Consider the following 18,527-nt stretch of genomic DNA (forward strand, 5'->3'; position numbering starts at 1 on the left):
CGGAGTTGAGAGACATCATGTCTGATCAGGCAATTTTTACTGAAGATTTCAAAACCACCCCCTACTGGTGGGAAGCCGCGCCGCCGGAAACCTGTCGCGATCCGTTACCGGCTGAAACCGAGGTGGTGATTGTCGGCTCCGGTTTTGCCGGACTTAACGCCGCGATTGAGCTGGCACGCCACGGCAAAAACGTGGTGGTACTGGAGGCAAACGAGCTGGGCAGCGGCGGCAGCACTCGCACCGGCGGCATGATCAGCAGCGGCCAGAAGCTGGTGGTCGGCGGCGCAATTAAAGGTATCGCCCCGGAACTGTTCCAGCGCATGATTGCCGACTCCATCGCCTCCTTTGCCTTTATTCAGGATCTGGTACGTGAGGAGCAACTGGACGCGGATCTGTTTATCGGCGGGCGCTATTTTGGCGCGCATACCCAGAAGCAGCTGGCTGGTTTATATCAGATGGGCGATATCCTGCACCGGGTCACGGGCGTTACGGTGCATAAGATTGATCGCGCCACCCAGGCTCCGATCATCGGCTCCGATTTTTATCACGGCGGCATCCTGGTGGATGAATACGGCGGCGTACATCCGGGCAAATACAACCGCGCGCTGCGCGACCTGGCACGTAAATTTGGTGCGCAGCTGTTCTCCCATGCACGCGTTACCGGGGTGGAAAACGAAGGTGGCAGCAAGGTGGTCTATACCGAACGCGGCACGCTGCGCGCACGCCAGGTCATCTTCCTCACCAACGGTTACACCGACGTCCAGGCGTCCCCTGGCCTGGCAAAACGCATTGTCCCGGTGAAAAGCTACCAGATCGCCACAGAACCGCTTCCACCTGAACTGATGGCGAAACTGATCCCCGGCGGCCGCATGATCACCGACAGCCGTCGCGATCTGATCTATACCCGCCCGTCTCCCGATGGCACACGTCTGCTGTTTGGATCGCGCCCCGGCATTATGGATTGCGATGATAAAACCGCGGCGATCCGTATTCGCCAGCGGATGCTGGCGATCTGGCCGGAGCTGGCCCCGTATCGAATCAGCCATGCGTGGAGCGGCTATGTCGGCATGACATGGGATAAAACCGCCTATGCCGGAGAGATGGATAATGCGCGTTTTGCTGTGGGCTGCAATGGCAACGGTGTCGCGCTGATGAGCTGGCTTGGTTATCGCGCGGCGCAGAAGCTGCTCGGCACCGAAGCGCGCCCACTCTCATTTGAACGCAATACCTTTAAACCGATCCCGTTGTACGGCGGCAAACCGTGGTTTTTACCGCTGGTGACCGGCTGGTATCGTTTCCGCGATGCGGTGGATAAGGCACGCGATTGATGTGATATCCGCTAGCGGCACGATTTATCGTGCGGGCGTTTCTATCCGGCACAACGCACGGAGCAGCGCTGCGACCGTGCCGCTCGCTATCAGGAACGCAGTTGTTGTAACTCGCCTGCGCTGAGGCCTGTAAGCTCGATAATGGTTTCCAGGTCCAGCTTTTTCGCCAGCATACGGCGCGCCATTTCCTGCATTAATATCTGGCGTTCTTCCTGCCGCCCTTCTTGCCGACCTTGCTGCCGCCACTGTTGTTCAACAGTCATAATCTTCTCCTTTAGTTGAGGTTTGGTTTGAATCAGTATCTCAACGAGTTTTTCCCGGTCATCCGTATCTCCATGCTGCATCAGATAGAAGTGTCCGGACGCTAACACCTGAAATAACCATATGAAATATAATGAATAAAAATATCACAGAGATATAAGGGAATCAGGACTGGTTCAGGGAATATTCAGGCACGTTGGCGTGCACAAATCGTACATTTTTGCGCTTCACTTCTTCAATTCATCATCGTTAGCTGATGTTCAGGGTGGTATCGATGAATGAAATACACTTGATTTGGTTCACTAGTCGCATTCTGATTTGGGGAGTACCATGACTCCAATTTCCTCAACCAGCCGGAGGCTGCATGTTCAAGGCACTGGTCATTGATAATGACGAACAGGGATATCGTACATCCCTGAAAGATCTGGAAGAAAAACAACTACCCGATCAGGATGTCACCCTCGCAGTTAGCTACTCCACCCTTAATTACAAAGACGCACTTGCCATCTGCAACAAAGGCCCGATCGTGCGTCAATTCCCGATGGTGCCCGGTATCGATTTTGTTGGTCGCGTGATCAACAGTCGCCACCCGCAATGGCAGCAGGATGATGTGGCGCTGCTGACCGGCTGGGGCGTGGGCGAGAAATACTGGGGTGGCCTGGCACAGAAAGCCAGCGTCTCCGGTGACTGGCTGGTGAAAGTCCCTGCCGCGCTGACTCCACTGCAAACCATGGCAATTGGTACGGCGGGCTTCACTGCCATGCTGTGCGTGATGGCGCTGGAAAAACAGGGCATCACGCCACAGCACGGCCCGGTGCTGGTGACCGGTGCCAGTGGTGGCGTCGGTAGCTTTAGTGTCAGCCTGCTGGCACGTCTCGGCTATGAAGTTGTGGCCTCTAGTGGCCGATCCAGCGACAGCGACTATCTGATCAATACCCTTGGTGCTGCTTCCGTGATCGATCGCAGCGAGCTGAGCCAACCAGGCAAACCGCTGGCGAAAGAGCGCTGGGCCGCCGCCATTGATAGCGTGGGTAGCCATACCCTGAGCAACGTGCTGGCTGGCATGAAACGGGATGGCGTGGTCGCCGCCTGCGGCATGGCACAGGGGCTGGATCTGCCTGCCAGCGTCGCTCCCTTTATTTTACGCGGTGTGATTCTGGCTGGTGTGGATAGCGTGATGTGCCCGCAACCGCTGCGTCAGCAGGCGTGGCAGCGCCTGGCTGAAGGGGTGGAGGCGAATCAGCTGGAAAAACTGACCCGCGTGATCCCGCTGAGTGAAGCGCGTGAAGGGGCGGAACAGTTGCTGGCAGGGAAAGTGCGCGGTCGATTGATTGTTGATTGTCGGTAATCACCGGTGCGCATCAATGCGCACCCTACAAAGCGGAATCTGTAGGGTCGCCATTTATGGCGACCTCTTTATCTGCAATCAGGCCCGCAGTTGAATTTGCGGCCTGCCCTGCTCCGCCTGATGCACCACATCCAGATCAGCCTGATACCAGCGCGTCAGCGTCTGCTCGGTCATCACCTCATGCGGTGCTCCCTCGGCTACCAGTTTTCCCTGATGTAACAACAGAATGCGATCCGACCACAGCGACGCCAGATTCAGATCGTGCAACACGGTGCACACGCTGAAGCGGCCATTACGCGTTAAGCGATGCAGCAAACGCAGGCTGTGCTGCTGCCAGAACAGATCCAGTGCCGAAGTCGGCTCATCCAGAAACAACCAGCCACGCGGACCATCTTCATGCCACAGTTGCGCCAGGACGCGCGCCAGCTGGACGCGCTGCTGTTCACCGCCCGACAGCGAACGATAATCACGCCGCGCCAGTTCCAGGCTGCCGGTAATATGCATCACCTCTTCAATCACCGCTTTCCCGCCCGCCGTGGGCCAGGGCGCACGCCCCATTGCCACCACCTCTTCCGCTGGCATGGGAAAGGTCAGGGTATTTTGCTGACGCATCACTGCACGGCGCTGCGCCAGCGGTTCACGCGGCCATTCCGCCAGCGGATGTTGTCCCAGCCAGCATTCACCGGCATCCGGGGTGAGAAAACCGGTCAGCAGGCGCAACAGCGTTGATTTACCGGCACCGTTCGGACCGATCAACGCCACCATCTCGCCCGGTTCCAGCGTGACGGAGACGTTATCAATCAACGCCCGAGTACCGTGGCTAAACCGCAGACCTCGCGCCTGCATACGATCACTCATCTATCCCCCTTTGCTGGCGCAGAATCAGCCAGAGAAACCACGGGCCGCCAAGCAGGCTGGTCAGCAAACCTACCGGCATTTCCGCCGGGATCACCACGGTGCGCGCCAGCGTGTCCGCCAGCAGCAGCAGGATCGCCCCTGCCAGTGCCGATCCCGGCAACATCCAGCGATGATCGCTGCCGAGACAGAAGCGCATCACATGCGGCACCACCAGCCCGACAAAACCAATAATGCCACTGACCGACACCGCCGTGCCGACCAGCAAGGCGCTCAGCACCAGCAACTGCCGCTGGGTCCGCTTCACATCAATCCCCATGTAATGCGCATCTTCCTCACCGAGTTGCAGCAGGTTGAGGCGACGCGCCCGGGTCTGAATGGCGATCAGCGCAGGCAGGATCAGCACGGCACATACCGCCAGGCTCGGCCATTGCGCCGAACTCAGGCTGCCCATGCCCCATAATGCCAGCTGACGCAGCTGTTGATCGTTGCTGATCCATGACAGCACCCCCACCGCCGCGCCGCACAGCGCATTGATGGCAATCCCCACCAGCAGCAGCCGCGACAGGTTCCCCATCGCCATCCGACTGAAGCTAAAAATAAGTGCAGTCACCACCAGACTACCGATAAAGGCGGCCAGCATCGGCAGCCATAACGCGAGGATCGGCGGCAACGCCACCGGCACGATGATCGCCAGCGCCACCGCCAGACCGGCCCCGCTGCTGATACCCAGCAGACCCGGATCGGCCAGTGGGTTGCGGAACAGCCCCTGCATCACCGCACCGGAGACCGCCAGCGCCATCCCCAGCAGCACCGCCAGCAACACGCGTGGCAGACGGATATTCAGCCAGATCTGCCACACCATATCGCTAAGGGGCGCGTGCCACAGTGTGCGCATCGACAGCGGCATCGCACCAAAATTGGCCGCCATCAGCATGCAAACCAGCATGCTGACCGCCATCAGGCACAGCCAGCGCAGCATCGCCACGCTAGTCATGTTTCGCCGCTTCAGCCGCACGGCGCAGTTTGACGATGGCATCCGGCGTGTCGAGACCAAAGCTCAACAGCGCCATCTCATCCACCACCAGCAACGCGTGATGCTGACCAGCAGGCGTCAGTGCCAGGCCAGGCAGTGACCACACCTTCTCTTCACCGCCGAGGGTGCGCAAACCATCCTGCCCTACCACCACCAGATCCGGCGCGGCAGCCACCACGCCTTCCTGCGATAGCGGCTGATAATGCGGCACCGCCCCCATGGCATTCACCAGACCAGCACTGCGAATGGCACCATCAGCGCCGGTTTGCGCACCCGCCGCAAGAGTGTTCATGCCGCTGTGCGCCATGATAAACAGCACCTTCACCGGCAGTGGCTGGCTCGGCAACTGCGCCAGTTGTTTCTGCACTTTTTCCGTCAGCGCTTTGGCTTCCGTCTCACGATGCAGGGCCTTACCAATAGTGGCGATCTTCTCCGGGATAGCGTCGAGACTGTTTTTTCCGGTGACTTCCACCACTTTCACCCCCGCCTGCTCCACCTGTTGCAGTACCAGTGAGGGTTTCGCCAGTTCGCTACTCAGGACCAGCGTCGGTTTCAGCGCCAGAATGCCCTCGGCATTGAGCTGACGCATATAACCAATGTTTGGCAACTTATTCGCCTGAGCCGGTTGCTGGCTGGTGCTATCACGCGCCACCAGATTCTGCTGAGCATCCAGCGCATAGACGATTTGCGTGACGTCACCGCCAATAGACACCACGCGTTCTGCCGCCAGTGCCGGCAAGGCCATCGCGGTCAACAGCAACAGGGTCAGACGTTTCATGCGGCCGCTCCTGGAGTCGTCAGCAACGCCAGTTGTTCACGCCAGCGCGCTTGCTCCGGCGTACCTTCGCTGCGCTGTCCATAAAGCTGGGCAATCTGCGTGCCGTCAGCGGCGAACAGCTCCAGACTGGTGACAAAGCCATCACCGCTCTGCTTACGCGTCACCCAGCTTTCGCTGATGTGATCCGCCATCAGATGCAGCGTGAAGCTGGGATTGAAGATATTGATCCAGTTATCCATCGGCATCAGTTTTTCCACCGCACCGGTAAATATCTGGGTACAGCCACGGTTGCCGATAAAAATCATGATTTCGTTGCCGTCCTGCTGCGCCTGATTCAGCAGCTGCGCCAGCGAATCATTGCTGACCTGCCAGGCGAGATCGTCAGCCACAGCGCGAAACGCCTGCTGACGGGAAATATTGTGGCGCTTCAGCAGACCGAAGAACTGATGCACATCGGTCATGGCGCGCCATTCGGCTTCTACCGTCGCAGCGTCGAGGGTTGCGCTGTGCTGCGGGCCGCTAGCCGGGGTCAGTTCCAGCGGCGTGGCATCGGTGGTGAACTGCGCAATCAGCGCATCCCAGGCCGCGATGTCGGTGTTTTCCGTGGTGTAGATTTTCAGTACCGCGTCGCCGTGGCGATCAAAAATCTGGATGCTTTGACGTTCACCGCGTGCGGTCATCTCACGCAGGAAGAATGCGCTGTGCCACTGTTGCGGGAACAGACGCTGATCCAGCGCACGTGGGTTGAGAATCAGCCCGGCGTGTTCGCCAAGGTGCAGATTTTCATATTTACCCACCTGCTCATGCACCGCGTATTCGTTACGGGTGATGCTTTTGGTTTCCCCTACCGCTGAAAGTCGCGTCAGCAGAGCCGGGAAATCGGTTTTCAACGCCTGAGCATCGTGGCCGACGCGCGCTTCACACAGCTGCGCTTCGCCAATGCCCATCAGTGCGGCCAGATCGCGGGCGTATTTTTTTGGATGTTCGCCTTTCAGGGCCAGATAGTGTTCGTAACCTTGGTTCATTGCGCTTGCTCCCATGAAAATGCCCTGCGTCACCGCAGGGCGAAGTTGTTTATCAGAAATCGACGTTAACACCCAACTGGAAGGTGCGGCCCGGCATCACAGCAAGCTGTGAATCATAGTAGTTCTGATCGGTCTTGCTGGTGGTGGATTCCAGATCGCGGCTGCTGAGGTAATCCCAGTATTTGCGATCGGTCAGGTTGTAGATCCCACCACTGATTTTGACGTTTTTGGTGACACGATAGTACGCCGTCAGATCCACCAGCGCGTAACCTGGGATGTTCTGGTAGTAAGTATTGCTGGTGGTGCCAATCGCGCTACCGGCGTTGGTGTAGGTCTGACGCTGGGTGTAAGTGGCGCGCTTACCGTGGTTAAAGGTAGCGGTCACTGCGGCACCGTAGCGCTGTTCCGGATCGTCGTAAGCTACACCGGTAATCAGGCGCATCGGCGGTACGCTCTCCAGCGGCACATATTTGTCACCGAGGTAGCTGGATTTCGACGCACCCTGCGCATAACCAAATGCCAGGCGTGCACTCAGGCCATCAACTTCAGGCACCCATGTCCCGATGTTGAACTTGCTGCCGAACTCTGCCCCATAGATATAGGCTTTATCACGGTTTTCTGCGCGGTAAGCGATGTTGATATTGCTCGGGATATCGGTGAAGACTTCCGGGTTCGCGCTGCGGCTATAACGGGTGTAGTCGATAAAGTTTTTGTAGCTGTTGTAGAAGGTCGCCGCCGAGAAGGTGATCCCTTCAACCGCTTCACCTTTCAGACCGAACTCGAAGTTATTGCTGGTTTCGGTTTTCAGGTCGGTGTTACCCAGCAGGGCATACTGATTACTACCACCGTAGTTAGATGACAGGTTCCAGGAGCCATACATCTGGCTGGCGTTCGGGAACTGTGCACCACGCTTGTATTGCAGGTAAGCCATCATCTTCGGCGTCAGGTTATACTGGAAGGCAAGTGACGGCAGAATCTGGCCGTCGCTGAAACCCTTGCCATACAGCGTTTCCACATCACCGGTAGAAAGATCCGCATCACCGCCCGCCAGGCTGGAAAGATTTTGCGGCTTGGTGTTCTGGTAAGCGTAACGTACCCCTGGAATGATCGAGAAGGTGTGACCATTCAGATCCCAGCTCATGGTGTCTTCAGCGTAAACGCCAAAGCTCCAGGTACGGCTATCGGCTTCCGGTCGGGTGATGTTGTTGTAAGAGGTCTGCGCCGGGTCCATCCAGTATGGACGCTCAGTTTTGGCAATGCTGCCATTCAGGCCGTAGCGGAAGGTGTTAAACAGCCAGCTTTTCTCACCTTTGGTTTCAAAGCCGAAGGTTTTGGTGTTGTAGTTTGAATAGATATTGTGGGCTTCGACCGAACCGGCATCCGGCGCGGCGGTGTCATCATGCGCTTCGGTTTGCTGGTAATAAATGCTGCTTTCAAGGCTATCCACCAGCAGGCTGTTATCTGGCGTCCAGAGGTCTTTCAGCATGCCGCTCCAGCGACGCGTCTGGCTGCTCTGATTAGCACGACCATAAATGGTGGACGTACTGCTGCCCCAGTAATCGAAGTTGGTGTGGTTGGTTTTGTGGTAATAATCCAGGGTAGCGCTGAACTGATGCTCGCTGTTCGGCTGCCAGATCCCGGTCGCGGCGATAGCGTCGGAGTGCCAGTTCGCCGGATAGGCATCAATGGTGCCGCTATTGTTGCGGGTTTCCTGGCCGTCACGACGGCTAATCACCACAATACCGCGCAGGGTTTCATCGCCTGCCGCCGCAGTGATGCCGTTGTGCCAGCTGCGGTTGGAAGAGTCGTAATCACTCTGATAACCGAAGTAGGTTTGTTTAGTCGGTGACAGATAGTCATCCGGTGATTTTGGTCGGAAAGAAACCGAGCCGCCAAGCGCCAGGTTCTTGTTGGAAACATCGGTAGCGCCTTCAACGATACCCACGGAACCATACATGTAAGGATCGATATAGTCACGACCAATACCAAAAGTGCCAGAACCCGCACGGCCCACCGAGCTGCGTCCGGTAGCCAACGGCTGTTCAATGCCGTCTACGTCAATAGAAACCCGGTTATCTTCCAGGCCACGGATGTTATAACCGGTATAACCGCCACGATCCCCGGTGTAGCCGCTCTTGCCGGTGTTACTGCCGCCAGCGGCACCCGGCGCGGTGACCAGTGGCTGATAGCGCATAATGGAGCCAAAATCATTGCCACCCTGTTTCTGCAATTCGTCGGCAGAAAGCGTGGTTCGGCTACCGGCAACCAGCGGCTGTTTCGGTGCAGTGACCGTCATAACCGGTTCATTTGTGGTCGTTTTTTTGCCTGAAATAGCCAGATCTTGAGTATCGCTGGTGGCTGCATAGCCGCAGGCCGCATGGATGGCAGATGCCAGCACCGCTGTTTTAAACAGGCGCTGTGAGGTGAACCCCTGAAAAATTGGAGACATAGACGCGAAATACCTGGTTAATTGTTAGTATTCGCTCACTTGCTTGCTGCCAGAAAACCACAGTTTTTGTATAAAAAACCGTAAAAAGTTACAGACTTTTTTTATGTTATAAATGATTTCGTCAGGAATGTAATGCAAGTGGTAATCATTATCAATACCATTTACACTAAGATGTATCTTAGACAGCACAATTTGTTAACCGTGGTTAACTTATTACTAATCAATCAATTAAGAATAACAACATGACTTACCCGATCACGGGTATCGGGTGGAGGTTAACAACCGCACTCACTGGTAGCGGCGCGATTTATCGCGCGGTTTTTCTCTGGCATCGCTGCTAAAGGCGCGCGATAAATCGCGCCGCTACGACAGCACAATTTCTTAACCGTGGTTAACTTATTACTAATCAATCAATTAAGATGAGCGATGAAATGACACACAAACCGGCGGTGAATATCCACTACTGCACGCAATGCAACTGGCTGCTGCGTTCAGCGTGGATGGCACAAGAGTTGTTGCATACTTTTGCTGACGATTTAGCTTCCGTCACCTTACAACCCGGCACCGGCGGCGTGTTTGAGATAACCATTGATGGCAAGGTGATTTGGGAGCGTAAACAGGAAGGCGGTTTTCCCGACGCCGCCGCATTAAAGCAGCGGGTGCGTGATTATTGTTTCCCGGATCGCAAGCTGGGGCATGTGGATAAGAAGAAACCAACGGGGAATTGATTTGTCGGATTGCGCTGCTGTCACAAGCGCCGCTACGCCACCTCATGCTCCTGCGGCCATAACAGCCGGTCCTGCGCGGTGCTTAAGGTAACGATCGCCGGATGATAAATCGCAAAAGGTTCTGCCAGCGGGCACACCATATATTTGCCCTGCGCGCTGGGGATAAACTCGGAGCGCGGTAAAAATGCCGCGCCATCAAAGCCCTGCTCCATCATTTCCAGTACCAGACGGGGTTCTGAAACTTTAATGGTGATATTCACCTGATCGAGGCTACTGAACAGTTTGCTGCGCATCACTTCATAGGTCCCTTCCCCGCCGATGCGGTGCAGCAATATCAGAGGAATGCCGCTCAGGTCGCTGAACTGCAAGGCTTTCCCGGCCAGCATCGGGCTATAGTGGGAAGAAATCACCGCAATGGTATCAATCGGTTCCAGCTCACGGATAAACCAGGGCTGACGATCGCCAGGGACCTGCATCAGCGCAATATCCACGGTGTTATCCAGCAGCATCGCTTCCAGATGGCTGGAATCGGACACAATCACATTGATATCCCAGTCGGGACGGTTGCGGTAGTAATCCATCAGGATAGTGTTGAAATAACGCAGATAAAGGTAGGAAATACCGATATTTACCCGGCGCTGTTTGCGTGTGGCAATGGTGATGGTCTGGCGTTTGAGTTGATTGACCCGGCTTAAGATGTCGCACGCCTGGCGATAAAGAAAGGTTCCGGCTTCGGTCAACACCATGCGGCGCGGAGTGCGGGTAAATAGCGGTGAGCCAATTTCCTCTTCCAGCTCCTGCAGGCGTTTACCCAGCGGCGGTTGTGCGATGTTCAATAGCTTCGCGGCCTTACTGATGGAGCCTTGTTCCGCTATCGTGCAAAAGTAATGCAATCGTTTGAGATCCATGATGACTCCGCGCGTTTCCCCGCGCTTATTTTAGCATGGCTAACCACGATCCAACCGCGGCTGACGTATTGCTTAGTGGATATACATCGTCCACAGATAACTGACCGGCATCACCAGTATCAACGCAGGCAGCATATTGGCTACCGGGAATGATTTAATACCCGCAATGCGGAAACCGGCTGCCAGCATGATAAATCCACCCGCTGCGGTAAAGTCACTCATCATGGTCGGCGAGGTGTGCGGCATAATCAGCACCGCCGCAGAAGCCAGCACCAGCTGAATAATCAGCTGCGGTAAGGCAATGACCGCCACGGCATAACCGAGCAAGGTAGCAAAAATTGCTGCGGTAAAGATATCCATGATTGATTTCACAAACAGGATATTGGGATCGTGCGTCATCCCTTCGGTCATAGCCCCGATAATGCCGGTGCCACTGGCACAGAACAGCACCAGAATCGCCACATACTTCTCTGTAAAGGCGGCACCCGTCAGACCGGTTTCGGTTTGTTCGCTCTGGAAACGTCCAACCAGCCCTTTTGCCAGATTACCCAGGCGGCCAATTTTCTCTTCCAGAAACACCAGTTCACCGATGGCGGCACCGATAATCAGCGCCAGAATCACCGCCGGTAAACTGTGAATCTTACCAATCAACACAATCCCGAGGCCCATCGACGACAGGCCGAAGGTCATCGGCAGAGCTACGCGCAAGCGTTCCGGTACTTTCGTGCCGAGGAACGCGCCCGCCAGTCCACCAATCAGTACGGCACTGCCGTTGACAAAGGGTCCCACTACCATAATTTACTCCTTACGCTTCATTATGTTTTTCACCCCAGCGTTTCAGGTTGCCAACATCGAGATCAAACAGGTCGAGGGCGCGCGCTACGCTGTGATGTACCATTTCATCCACGGATTGTGGCTTCTGGTAAAAGGCCGGAACCGGCGGATAAACAATGCCGCCCATTTCGGTAACTGCCGCCATGTTGCGAATGTGCACCAGATTGAGCGGCGTCTCGCGGACCATTAACACCAGCCGACGCCGCTCTTTCAGGATCACATCTGCTGCACGGGTCAGCAGATTGCCGGTCAGTCCATGAGCAATGGACGCCAGCGAGTTCATTGAGCAGGGCGCAATCAACATGCCGAGGGTCTTAAATGAGCCGCTGGAGATCGATGCGCCAAGGTTGCTGATGCTATGCACCTCATCCGCTAAATCGGTAATCTCCTGCCGCTGCCAATCGGTTTCCATTGAACGCGTCACTTCCGCGCCTTTGGTCACCACCAGGTGGACCTCAACATCCTGATCGCGCAGCAATTGCAGCGCCTTCATGCCGTACTGGAAACCGGACGCGCCACTAATGCCGACGATAATGCGCCTTCTGCTCACTACAACCTCACTTACTCAAAATCGGGAAGGAAACGTTTTACATCCACTTCTTTGAACTTCGAACGTTCAAAGTGGGCTTTCAAATGCCACGGCACGGTGCAGTCAAAGATGGTTTTGGTAGTCATACCTTGTTGCGTGATGCTGGGGCTATAGGCAGGATCCTGCGACGGATCGAGTGGATGGCAGCGCACGCCGGCGATGGTGGCGATATCGACATCGCCCTGGAAGCGCGTTTGCATTGCCCACAGGATGTCGTCGGTGTCGAACACATCCACATCCTCATCCACCAGCATCACATGTTTCAGTTCCGGGAAGGCAGCAAAGGCAATCAACGCAGCCTGGCGCTGGCGACCTTCATCCACCGGAGAGGATTTTTTAAACTGAATCACCGCCAGCAGCTTGCCGCCACCTGAAGTGTGAGCATTCACATTCTGTACACGGCCCGGCATGGCGCGTTCCAGCATATCGAGAATACTGGCTTCGGTCGGGATACCGGCCATACTGACGTGTTCGCCGCTTGGGCCAAGGGTGGTTTGCAGAATCGGGTGTTTGCGGTGGGTGACGGCTTTCACTTTGATCACCGGCAGCTGTGCTTTGGCTTCGCCGGTATAACCCGGGAATTCCGGCATCGCTTTACCGGTGTTGGTGTTCTGGTCTTCACGCACCCGCACATTCGGCAGCAGTTCGCCTTCAATCACGATTTCAGCGTGAGCGATGGCTTTTTCGTTGATGCTGATGCAGGGAGCCAGTTCCACCGGTTTGCCACGCAGCGCACCCGCGATGCTCAGTTCGTTAAAGCCCAGCGGCGTTGTCGGTGGCTCAAAACAGGCGGCAATTTCAATCGCCGGGTCAACACCAATGCTGATAGAAATCGGCAGCGGCTGGCCCGCTTTCTCTGCTTTTTCACGGAAGGCATCAATATGACGGCCCGGGGTCAGCCACATCGAAAGTTCATCGCGGCTCTGAATGCACAGACGGTGGATAGTGATATCCGATTCATGTGTTTCCGGGTCAGACGCGTAGCACATACCCATAGTGAAGTAAGGACCGGCATCCTCTTCGGTGTTGGTCGGCGCGGGTAATAAGGTACGCAGGTCGAAGTTCGGGTCTTCAGCGTAGTGCACCACTTCCTGGCACTGCGGTTTCTCACTGATCACCACTGGCGCAACGGCGTGATGCACCGAGTCTTTTAGCAGAAAACCCAGTCTTTCTGGTGCACAATCCAGCAGATGGCCGACACGTTCGCGTGTTGACATCAGGCCAGTCACGACGCGCACATCAGGAAAACCTTTCACCTTGTTGAACATCATCGCCGGACCTTTGCGCGTTGGACGCTCGCAGGTACCACCGGCACCGACATAGCGATACACGCCGGAGAGTTCCGCATGGGGATCGACTTCAGTATCGGTGCTAACGAATTCGCCTTTCAGGCTTTGTAACAATGTGATGGCCGAACGCAGATCATGCACCGGCTGTTTTTTGTTTTCAGACATATTCTTTTCCCTTAACGCTTCAGAATGAATGCGATGCGGAAAAAGTAGCGCTGAATAATGGCGAGAAAAACTACCGTTTATATTTACCAGCCAAACCTTTTTGGTTTAGCTGTAATTATTGCTACAACTTTGTTTTTATTTAATTATTTTAATTAAACAATGTTGCAACAATTTATGGGGTGAAAAATGATTTAGATCAACTCTTTGCGATTTTTTCCGCTGCTTCATTCAATGCTGTGATCACAATCTCAAGTGTTTCAGCGGAAATATTTTCCTGCGCCAGACGATGATTTAACGTGAATTTAATATTGTGGATCGCCTGTTCTACCTCAGGAATGCTACGGTTATTCACCAGAATAGCCAGCGAGGTTAAACGTTGAATAATGGTCGCGACATTTTCACGGTTTTCCGCCAGCAGCGCACGGCCACCATCGTTAAGCGTGTAAGCCTTGCGCGATTCCTGGGCGTCCACCACACGAATGGCATCCATCTCTTCCAGCAGCGTCAGATTGGGGTAGATAATACCGGGACTGGGGGAGTATTCCCCTTTAGAGAGTTCTTCAACCGATTTGATCAGCTCATAACCGTGCGCATTACTTTGCGCCAGAAAGTGCAGCATTAACAGACGGATATCACTGGCATCCAGCATACGTTCACGGCGCTTCTTACGCGCCCCCGCACAAAAGCCACGCTGTGCCTGGTCGCCGTGCCATGCAAAATCCCGATGCTGTTTCATTGCCTGCCTGAGGGTGGGTTAAGGGAGGTTGATAGTAGTCTGCCGCCTGGCAAAATTCAACACAGGCGGCAACGGGCGGGCAAGAGTCGGTTATTTCTGATGCCAGTAGGCTACCGCGCGCACAAAATCAGTGTCGGCACCACGGCGCTGGGTAAAGTAGTCGCTCAGCAGTTTCACCGCCTCGCCTTCACCGGTCAGCCAGATAAAGTATTCTTCGGTCGGCAGTGAAATGCGGTCCAGCTTCGCAATCAACGCACCAAGGTTATCACTCTGCATGTTGCCACTGCCAAGCCAGCTGACATTGACGCCAGCCAGATCGCCGAGATAATCACGGCCAGTGGCTTCATCCACAAAGGCCAGCAGATGCACGTCCTGCGCGTCAATTTCCGCCAGACGACGTTTGATGGCCGGCAGGCCGGTTTCGTCACAGACATAGATCTGGCTGACATAATCGGCAGGAATGATCAGCGAACCACGCGGACCGCCCATCGCCAGCTGGTCGCCCGGCTGCGCATCACTAGCCCAGTTGCTGGCAACACCGCCATCGTGAATATAGAAATCGATGGTCAGCGAATCCACACCATTAAACGCCAGCGGCGTGTAATCACGCGCTGCCGGACGCATACCCGCAGGCCATACCACGCCTTCGTCGGTCATCTTTGGCAGCGCCAGCACCCCGCCCGCTTCCGGGAAGAAAACTTTGATATGGTCGTCATAGGAGGGCGAGTTGAAACCCGCCAGATCGCTGCCGGTAAAGACAATGCGCCAGAACTCTCCGGCAACACGGGTTTTGCTTGCCACGGTGATGTGGCGGAAACGCAGTTCATTGCGCACACGTTGCGGCGCGCGTGGGTTACCTGTCGGGGTGTGTTTTCTCAAGTCATCTCTCCTGCGGGATCAGCCAAGCATAATGCCGCCGTCCACCGCGATTTGTTGTCCGGTAATAAAATCGTTTTGCATCAAGAACAGATAAGCACTGGCAAGCTCGTCAATTTCCGCGGTACGGCCCAGTGGGATGATCCCGGCAAAATGCTGGCGGGTTTGTTCCACCTGCTCCGCCGCCTGCTGCCGCCAGAACGGCGTTACTGTCCAGGTCGGAGCGACGCAGTTGACGCGCGCTTTCGGAGCCAGCTCCACAGCCAGCCCCTGTGCCAGCGACACAATGCCCTGATTGCCGACATAGCTGGCACAGGCATGCTGGGCGCGACCACCGGTGCCCGCAGTAAAGGTCAGAGCCCCCCCTGCCCGCACTTTTTCTGCCGCCAGTTTGCCAATCAGCACATTGGTGAGGAATTTCGAGTAAATCACTTTTTCAATCAGCGCCATATCGGCGGTAAGGAAGCCACCGCCCATGGCATCGCCAACCATAGAGACCAGATGATCAAACGCATCAAGCTGGCTAAAAGCCGCGCGCAGTGCATCGTGATCGTGGGCATCTACCGCGAGGGTCGCCACTTGTGCCCCCTGCTCCGCTAAGGTGTTTTGCGCCTGCGCAAGGCGTTCGGTGTTGCGTCCGAGCAGTGTCAGGCGCGCGCCCTCTGCTGCCGCCCGTTGTGCGACCGCAAAACCAATGCCGGAGCTGCCGCCAATCACCACCAGATGTTTGTCCTGCAATGCTGCCATCGTCCGCTCCTTAGAATGAGGCCAGCGCTTCAGCGGCCTGCTCAGCCACCAGCGAATCATTAGCCCCGTGCGCGCCGCTCACGCCAACCGCACCGATCACTTCGCCGTGTAACCACAACGGAATGCCGCCTTCGAGTGGCGTCACGCCTGGGGTGGCGAGGAAGCTGGGGCTGCCGCTATTGATAAAGCTTTCGAACTCTTTCGAGGGGACGCGTAACAACGCGGCGGTGCGCGCTTTACCCTGTGCCACGCTCGGGCTGATGCCGATAGCCGCATCGCTGCGGTCAAGACTCACCAGCTCGCCAGCGCGATCCACTACCGCGACGCTGATATGCCAGCCATGTTGGGCCGCCGTTTGCAGAGCCGCAGTGATAACGGTGCGAGCCGCCGCCAGCGAAATCGAGTGGTAAGTCTGGGCCAGCGCTGCGCTGGTCGATTCAGGTTTTTTTTCCATTATTTTGCCTCGCGTCGGACGTCAGAAGCCCGCGCATGAATCAAATATGAAAGCGAAACTCATTCTCATCTGACGCCGTCAGAATAGTTATGATATATCTTAAGTGCAATGCCGAAAAATGCTATTGCGCACAACTCGAAATATTCATTTACATCCGTTATGCATTGCCTGTCGTTTGACCGGCAGAAGGAGAACCGGCTGCCGCCATGATTCTCTTTATACTTAACGCGTTACCTCTATGGATAAGGAATCACTATGGCCCGAAGGCTATTTCGTTTACTGGCTGGCGCATTAACGTCGCTGCTTTTTTCTCTGTTCTGGTTATCTTCGGCCCAGGCCGCACCATTATCCGTGGTGAAACCTGCGGTCAGCTGTGACAGCCTGCAACAATTCGATCTGACAACGATTGGCGGCAAAGGTAGCCGGGTTACCGCCGCGACCCTGACCACCATCAACCATACCGAATGGTGCAAAGTGGAAGGAACGCTGGCACCGGAGATTGGTTTTCGTCTGTTGCTGCCGACGCAGAGCTGGAATCAACGTTTCATGCAACTCGGCTGCGGCGGGCTGTGTGGCTCTATCAACCTGCAACCTGGGGCGGCAGCGGGTTGTGCACCGCTCAACAGCAACGGTTTTGCCGTCGCCGCCACCGATATGGGCCATAAAGAGTCCGGGCAGGATTGGGGCAATGATCCACAGAAAAGACAGGATTTTGCCTGGCGTGGTCAGCATCTGACCGCCGTCGCCGCCAAAGCATTGATAGCCGCGTTTTATCAGCAAAAGGCGGCATGGTCGTACTTTAACGGCTGTTCCGATGGCGGACGCGAAGCCCTGATGGAAGCCCAGCGTTTCCCCGAGGACTTCAACGGCGTTATCGCCGGTGCGGCAGCGATGAACTTCCAGGTTCAGAACGCCATGTACCATGCCTGGCAGGTGGTGAGTAATCACGATGCTAACGGCAAGGCGCTGATCGTGGCACAGGATTTACCGCTGATCCACAAAGCGATACTGGCGCAGTGCGACGCGCTGGACGGGCAAAAAGATGGGCTGATTGCGGCACCGGAAGCCTGCCATCCCGATTTGAAGGTGCTGGCATGTAAGGCGAATCAGACGGAAAACTGCCTGAATCCGGCACAACTTGGCGCACTGCATAAACTTTACGATGGTCCACGCGACAGCAAAACCGGTCAGCGTCTGATTGTCGGCGGGCCACAATATGGTTCTGAGCTGGCCTGGGAAGGTGTGTTTATCCCAGAGAAGGCTGATCAGCCGGTAATGAGCGAGATGATCTCGCTCGCCTCGCTGCGTTACGTCAACTTTAAGACCAACCCGGCCCCCGACTTTGCGTTGAAAGATGTGAAGTTTGATGAAGCCACTTTCAAACAGCTCAGCGAACTGCATCCGCTGTATGACGCCACCAATCCCGATCTGCGCGCCTTTGCTCAGGCCGGTGGCAAGCTGATTATCTGGCACGGCTGGGCCGATCCGCATATCTCCCCGCTCAACTCCATCGCCTATCACCAGGCGCTGGGTAAAGAGCTGGGCAACACCCAGCGTGACGCGTTTGAACGCCTTTATCTGCTGCCGGGTGTGTATCACTGTTCCAATGGTGAAGGCCCGAGTCTGGTGGATTTCCTGACGCCGATGATGAACTGGGTTGAAGACGGCAAAGCACCTGACGCCGTGGTGACGCATCAGGCCGCGCCGCAGCAGCACAACAGCTTTGGTCAGCCGACAGGAGCCGGTGGCAAGCCGCCAGTGATGATGCAACGTACCGATTTGCAGCTGGAAACCATTCCGGCCGGAGCCGCATCACGCCCGGTCTATCCGTACCCGGAGTATGCGGTCTGGAACGGTTCAGGGGATGAAAAACAGGCTGTCAATTATGTACGTAAAACGCTGCCTGTAATTCACAGCCATTACGCCTGGGCAGGCGAGGCGTTCTACCAGCCTTATCACTTCGCGCAATAACCTCCTCAGCCGGGGCCACTAAGGTTCCGGCTTTTTTCTCCCCCCTGTGATTCCCCTTACATACACAGCTTTACACGTCGGAACTTGGCGATCGTATTAGCAACTGCTATAAAGTATAGCAATGGCTATATCGGGTCGTTTTTTAATCAT

General features: G+C 55.8%; 18 protein-coding genes. 4 read left to right on the forward strand and 14 right to left on the reverse strand.

Going from position 1 to position 18,527, the window contains the following annotated elements; genetic code table 11:
* The first annotated feature begins 17 nt into the window (after window positions 1-17).
* Window positions 18-1,328 (forward strand): NAD(P)/FAD-dependent oxidoreductase, encoded by a 1,311-nt coding sequence (locus tag CUN67_RS16625; protein WP_208716402.1) that lies wholly within the window; start codon window positions 18-20, stop codon window positions 1,326-1,328.
* An 89-nt stretch (window positions 1,329-1,417) separates the two neighbouring features.
* Here the strand turns inward: CUN67_RS16625 and CUN67_RS16630 are convergent, their stop codons facing one another.
* Entirely contained in the window at window positions 1,418-1,591 is a 174-nt protein-coding gene (locus CUN67_RS16630; RefSeq protein ID WP_208716403.1) for a hypothetical protein, read from the reverse strand.
* A 362-nt stretch (window positions 1,592-1,953) separates the two neighbouring features.
* Between CUN67_RS16630 and acuI the strand changes: the two genes are divergently transcribed.
* A complete protein-coding gene (gene acuI / locus CUN67_RS16635) occupies window positions 1,954-2,937 on the forward strand; it encodes an acrylyl-CoA reductase (NADPH) (RefSeq protein WP_208716404.1) in 984 nt (327 codons plus the stop codon).
* A 78-nt stretch (window positions 2,938-3,015) separates the two neighbouring features.
* On the opposite strand, the gene CUN67_RS16640 is transcribed toward acuI, so the two are convergent.
* The 5 genes from CUN67_RS16640 to CUN67_RS16660 are packed head-to-tail and all read right to left on the reverse strand — an operon-like array spanning window position 3,016 to window position 9,071.
* Window positions 3,016-3,795 (reverse strand): heme ABC transporter ATP-binding protein, encoded by a 780-nt coding sequence (locus tag CUN67_RS16640; RefSeq protein ID WP_208716405.1) that lies wholly within the window; start codon window positions 3,793-3,795, stop codon window positions 3,016-3,018.
* Window positions 3,788-4,789: a FecCD family ABC transporter permease gene (locus CUN67_RS16645; protein WP_208716406.1), complete on the reverse strand. Its 1,002-nt coding sequence runs from the start codon at window positions 4,787-4,789 to the stop codon at window positions 3,788-3,790. The genes CUN67_RS16640 and CUN67_RS16645 overlap by 8 nt, the downstream gene beginning before the upstream one ends.
* Window positions 4,782-5,606: a heme/hemin ABC transporter substrate-binding protein gene (locus tag CUN67_RS16650; RefSeq protein ID WP_208716407.1), complete on the reverse strand. Its 825-nt coding sequence runs from the start codon at window positions 5,604-5,606 to the stop codon at window positions 4,782-4,784. The genes CUN67_RS16645 and CUN67_RS16650 overlap by 8 nt, the downstream gene beginning before the upstream one ends.
* Complete coding sequence (locus CUN67_RS16655; protein ID WP_208716408.1) at window positions 5,603-6,631, reverse strand: hemin-degrading factor; 1,029 nt, start codon at window positions 6,629-6,631, stop codon at window positions 5,603-5,605. The genes CUN67_RS16650 and CUN67_RS16655 overlap by 4 nt, the downstream gene beginning before the upstream one ends.
* A gap of 52 nt (window positions 6,632-6,683) precedes the next feature.
* Entirely contained in the window at window positions 6,684-9,071 is a 2,388-nt protein-coding gene (locus CUN67_RS16660) for a TonB-dependent receptor domain-containing protein (protein WP_439332282.1), read from the reverse strand.
* A 440-nt stretch (window positions 9,072-9,511) separates the two neighbouring features.
* Between CUN67_RS16660 and CUN67_RS16665 the strand changes: the two genes are divergently transcribed.
* Complete coding sequence (locus CUN67_RS16665; protein WP_208716410.1) at window positions 9,512-9,808, forward strand: SelT/SelW/SelH family protein; 297 nt, start codon at window positions 9,512-9,514, stop codon at window positions 9,806-9,808.
* Between the two features lie 32 nt (window positions 9,809-9,840).
* Here CUN67_RS16665 and CUN67_RS16670 read toward each other — a convergent pair whose 3' ends face one another.
* The 8 genes from CUN67_RS16670 to CUN67_RS16705 all read right to left on the reverse strand — a co-directional run bounded on the left by CUN67_RS16670 (window position 9,841) and on the right by CUN67_RS16705 (window position 16,406).
* Entirely contained in the window at window positions 9,841-10,716 is an 876-nt protein-coding gene (locus tag CUN67_RS16670; RefSeq protein WP_208716411.1) for a LysR family transcriptional regulator, read from the reverse strand.
* Window positions 10,717-10,788: 72 nt separating this feature from the next.
* On the reverse strand, window positions 10,789-11,511 hold the full coding sequence (locus tag CUN67_RS16675) for a DUF554 domain-containing protein (RefSeq protein ID WP_208716412.1): 723 nt from the start codon (window positions 11,509-11,511) through the stop codon (window positions 10,789-10,791).
* Between the two features lie 10 nt (window positions 11,512-11,521).
* Window positions 11,522-12,100: a UbiX family flavin prenyltransferase gene (locus CUN67_RS16680; RefSeq protein WP_208716413.1), complete on the reverse strand. Its 579-nt coding sequence runs from the start codon at window positions 12,098-12,100 to the stop codon at window positions 11,522-11,524.
* A gap of 11 nt (window positions 12,101-12,111) precedes the next feature.
* Window positions 12,112-13,593 carry a UbiD family decarboxylase gene (locus CUN67_RS16685; RefSeq protein ID WP_208716414.1) on the reverse strand — a complete coding sequence of 494 codons (1,482 nt, stop codon included), beginning with the start codon at window positions 13,591-13,593 and terminating at the stop codon, window positions 12,112-12,114.
* A gap of 196 nt (window positions 13,594-13,789) precedes the next feature.
* Window positions 13,790-14,329, reverse strand: coding sequence for a PadR family transcriptional regulator (locus tag CUN67_RS16690; protein WP_208716415.1), 540 nt, complete (start codon window positions 14,327-14,329; stop codon window positions 13,790-13,792).
* Between the two features lie 90 nt (window positions 14,330-14,419).
* Complete coding sequence (locus tag CUN67_RS16695) at window positions 14,420-15,208, reverse strand: siderophore-interacting protein (RefSeq protein WP_208716416.1); 789 nt, start codon at window positions 15,206-15,208, stop codon at window positions 14,420-14,422.
* 18 nt (window positions 15,209-15,226) lie between these two features.
* Window positions 15,227-15,952 carry an SDR family NAD(P)-dependent oxidoreductase gene (locus tag CUN67_RS16700; RefSeq protein ID WP_208716417.1) on the reverse strand — a complete coding sequence of 242 codons (726 nt, stop codon included), beginning with the start codon at window positions 15,950-15,952 and terminating at the stop codon, window positions 15,227-15,229.
* 10 nt (window positions 15,953-15,962) lie between these two features.
* Complete coding sequence (locus tag CUN67_RS16705; RefSeq protein ID WP_208716418.1) at window positions 15,963-16,406, reverse strand: GlcG/HbpS family heme-binding protein; 444 nt, start codon at window positions 16,404-16,406, stop codon at window positions 15,963-15,965.
* 255 nt (window positions 16,407-16,661) lie between these two features.
* On the opposite strand from CUN67_RS16705, the gene CUN67_RS16710 reads away from it, so the two are divergent.
* Window positions 16,662-18,377 carry a tannase/feruloyl esterase family alpha/beta hydrolase gene (locus CUN67_RS16710; protein ID WP_208716419.1) on the forward strand — a complete coding sequence of 572 codons (1,716 nt, stop codon included), beginning with the start codon at window positions 16,662-16,664 and terminating at the stop codon, window positions 18,375-18,377.
* Window positions 18,378-18,527 lie beyond the last annotated feature (150 nt).

The organism is Pantoea cypripedii, from assembly GCF_011395035.1.
Lineage (GTDB): Bacteria > Pseudomonadota > Gammaproteobacteria > Enterobacterales > Enterobacteriaceae > Pantoea > Pantoea cypripedii_A.

Bases quoted from the DNA above. Each gene is read 5' to 3' on its own strand.
- acuI (WP_208716404.1), top strand. From the start codon at position 1,954: ATGTTCAAGGCACTGGTCATTGATAATGACGAACAGGGATATCGTACA.
- CUN67_RS16645 (WP_208716406.1), bottom strand. From the start codon at position 4,789: ATGACTAGCGTGGCGATGCTGCGCTGGCTGTGCCTGATGGCGGTCAGC.
- CUN67_RS16630 (WP_208716403.1), bottom strand. From the start codon at position 1,591: ATGACTGTTGAACAACAGTGGCGGCAGCAAGGTCGGCAAGAAGGGCGG.
- CUN67_RS16625 (WP_208716402.1), top strand. From the start codon at position 18: ATGTCTGATCAGGCAATTTTTACTGAAGATTTCAAAACCACCCCCTAC.
- CUN67_RS16640 (WP_208716405.1), bottom strand. From the start codon at position 3,795: ATGAGTGATCGTATGCAGGCGCGAGGTCTGCGGTTTAGCCACGGTACT.
- CUN67_RS16650 (WP_208716407.1), bottom strand. From the start codon at position 5,606: ATGAAACGTCTGACCCTGTTGCTGTTGACCGCGATGGCCTTGCCGGCA.
- CUN67_RS16675 (WP_208716412.1), bottom strand. From the start codon at position 11,511: ATGGTAGTGGGACCCTTTGTCAACGGCAGTGCCGTACTGATTGGTGGA.
- CUN67_RS16665 (WP_208716410.1), top strand. From the start codon at position 9,512: ATGACACACAAACCGGCGGTGAATATCCACTACTGCACGCAATGCAAC.
- CUN67_RS16705 (WP_208716418.1), bottom strand. From the start codon at position 16,406: ATGGAAAAAAAACCTGAATCGACCAGCGCAGCGCTGGCCCAGACTTAC.
- CUN67_RS16655 (WP_208716408.1), bottom strand. From the start codon at position 6,631: ATGAACCAAGGTTACGAACACTATCTGGCCCTGAAAGGCGAACATCCA.
- CUN67_RS16685 (WP_208716414.1), bottom strand. From the start codon at position 13,593: ATGTCTGAAAACAAAAAACAGCCGGTGCATGATCTGCGTTCGGCCATC.
- CUN67_RS16710 (WP_208716419.1), top strand. From the start codon at position 16,662: ATGGCCCGAAGGCTATTTCGTTTACTGGCTGGCGCATTAACGTCGCTG.
- CUN67_RS16670 (WP_208716411.1), bottom strand. From the start codon at position 10,716: ATGGATCTCAAACGATTGCATTACTTTTGCACGATAGCGGAACAAGGC.
- CUN67_RS16690 (WP_208716415.1), bottom strand. From the start codon at position 14,329: ATGAAACAGCATCGGGATTTTGCATGGCACGGCGACCAGGCACAGCGT.
- CUN67_RS16700 (WP_208716417.1), bottom strand. From the start codon at position 15,952: ATGGCAGCATTGCAGGACAAACATCTGGTGGTGATTGGCGGCAGCTCC.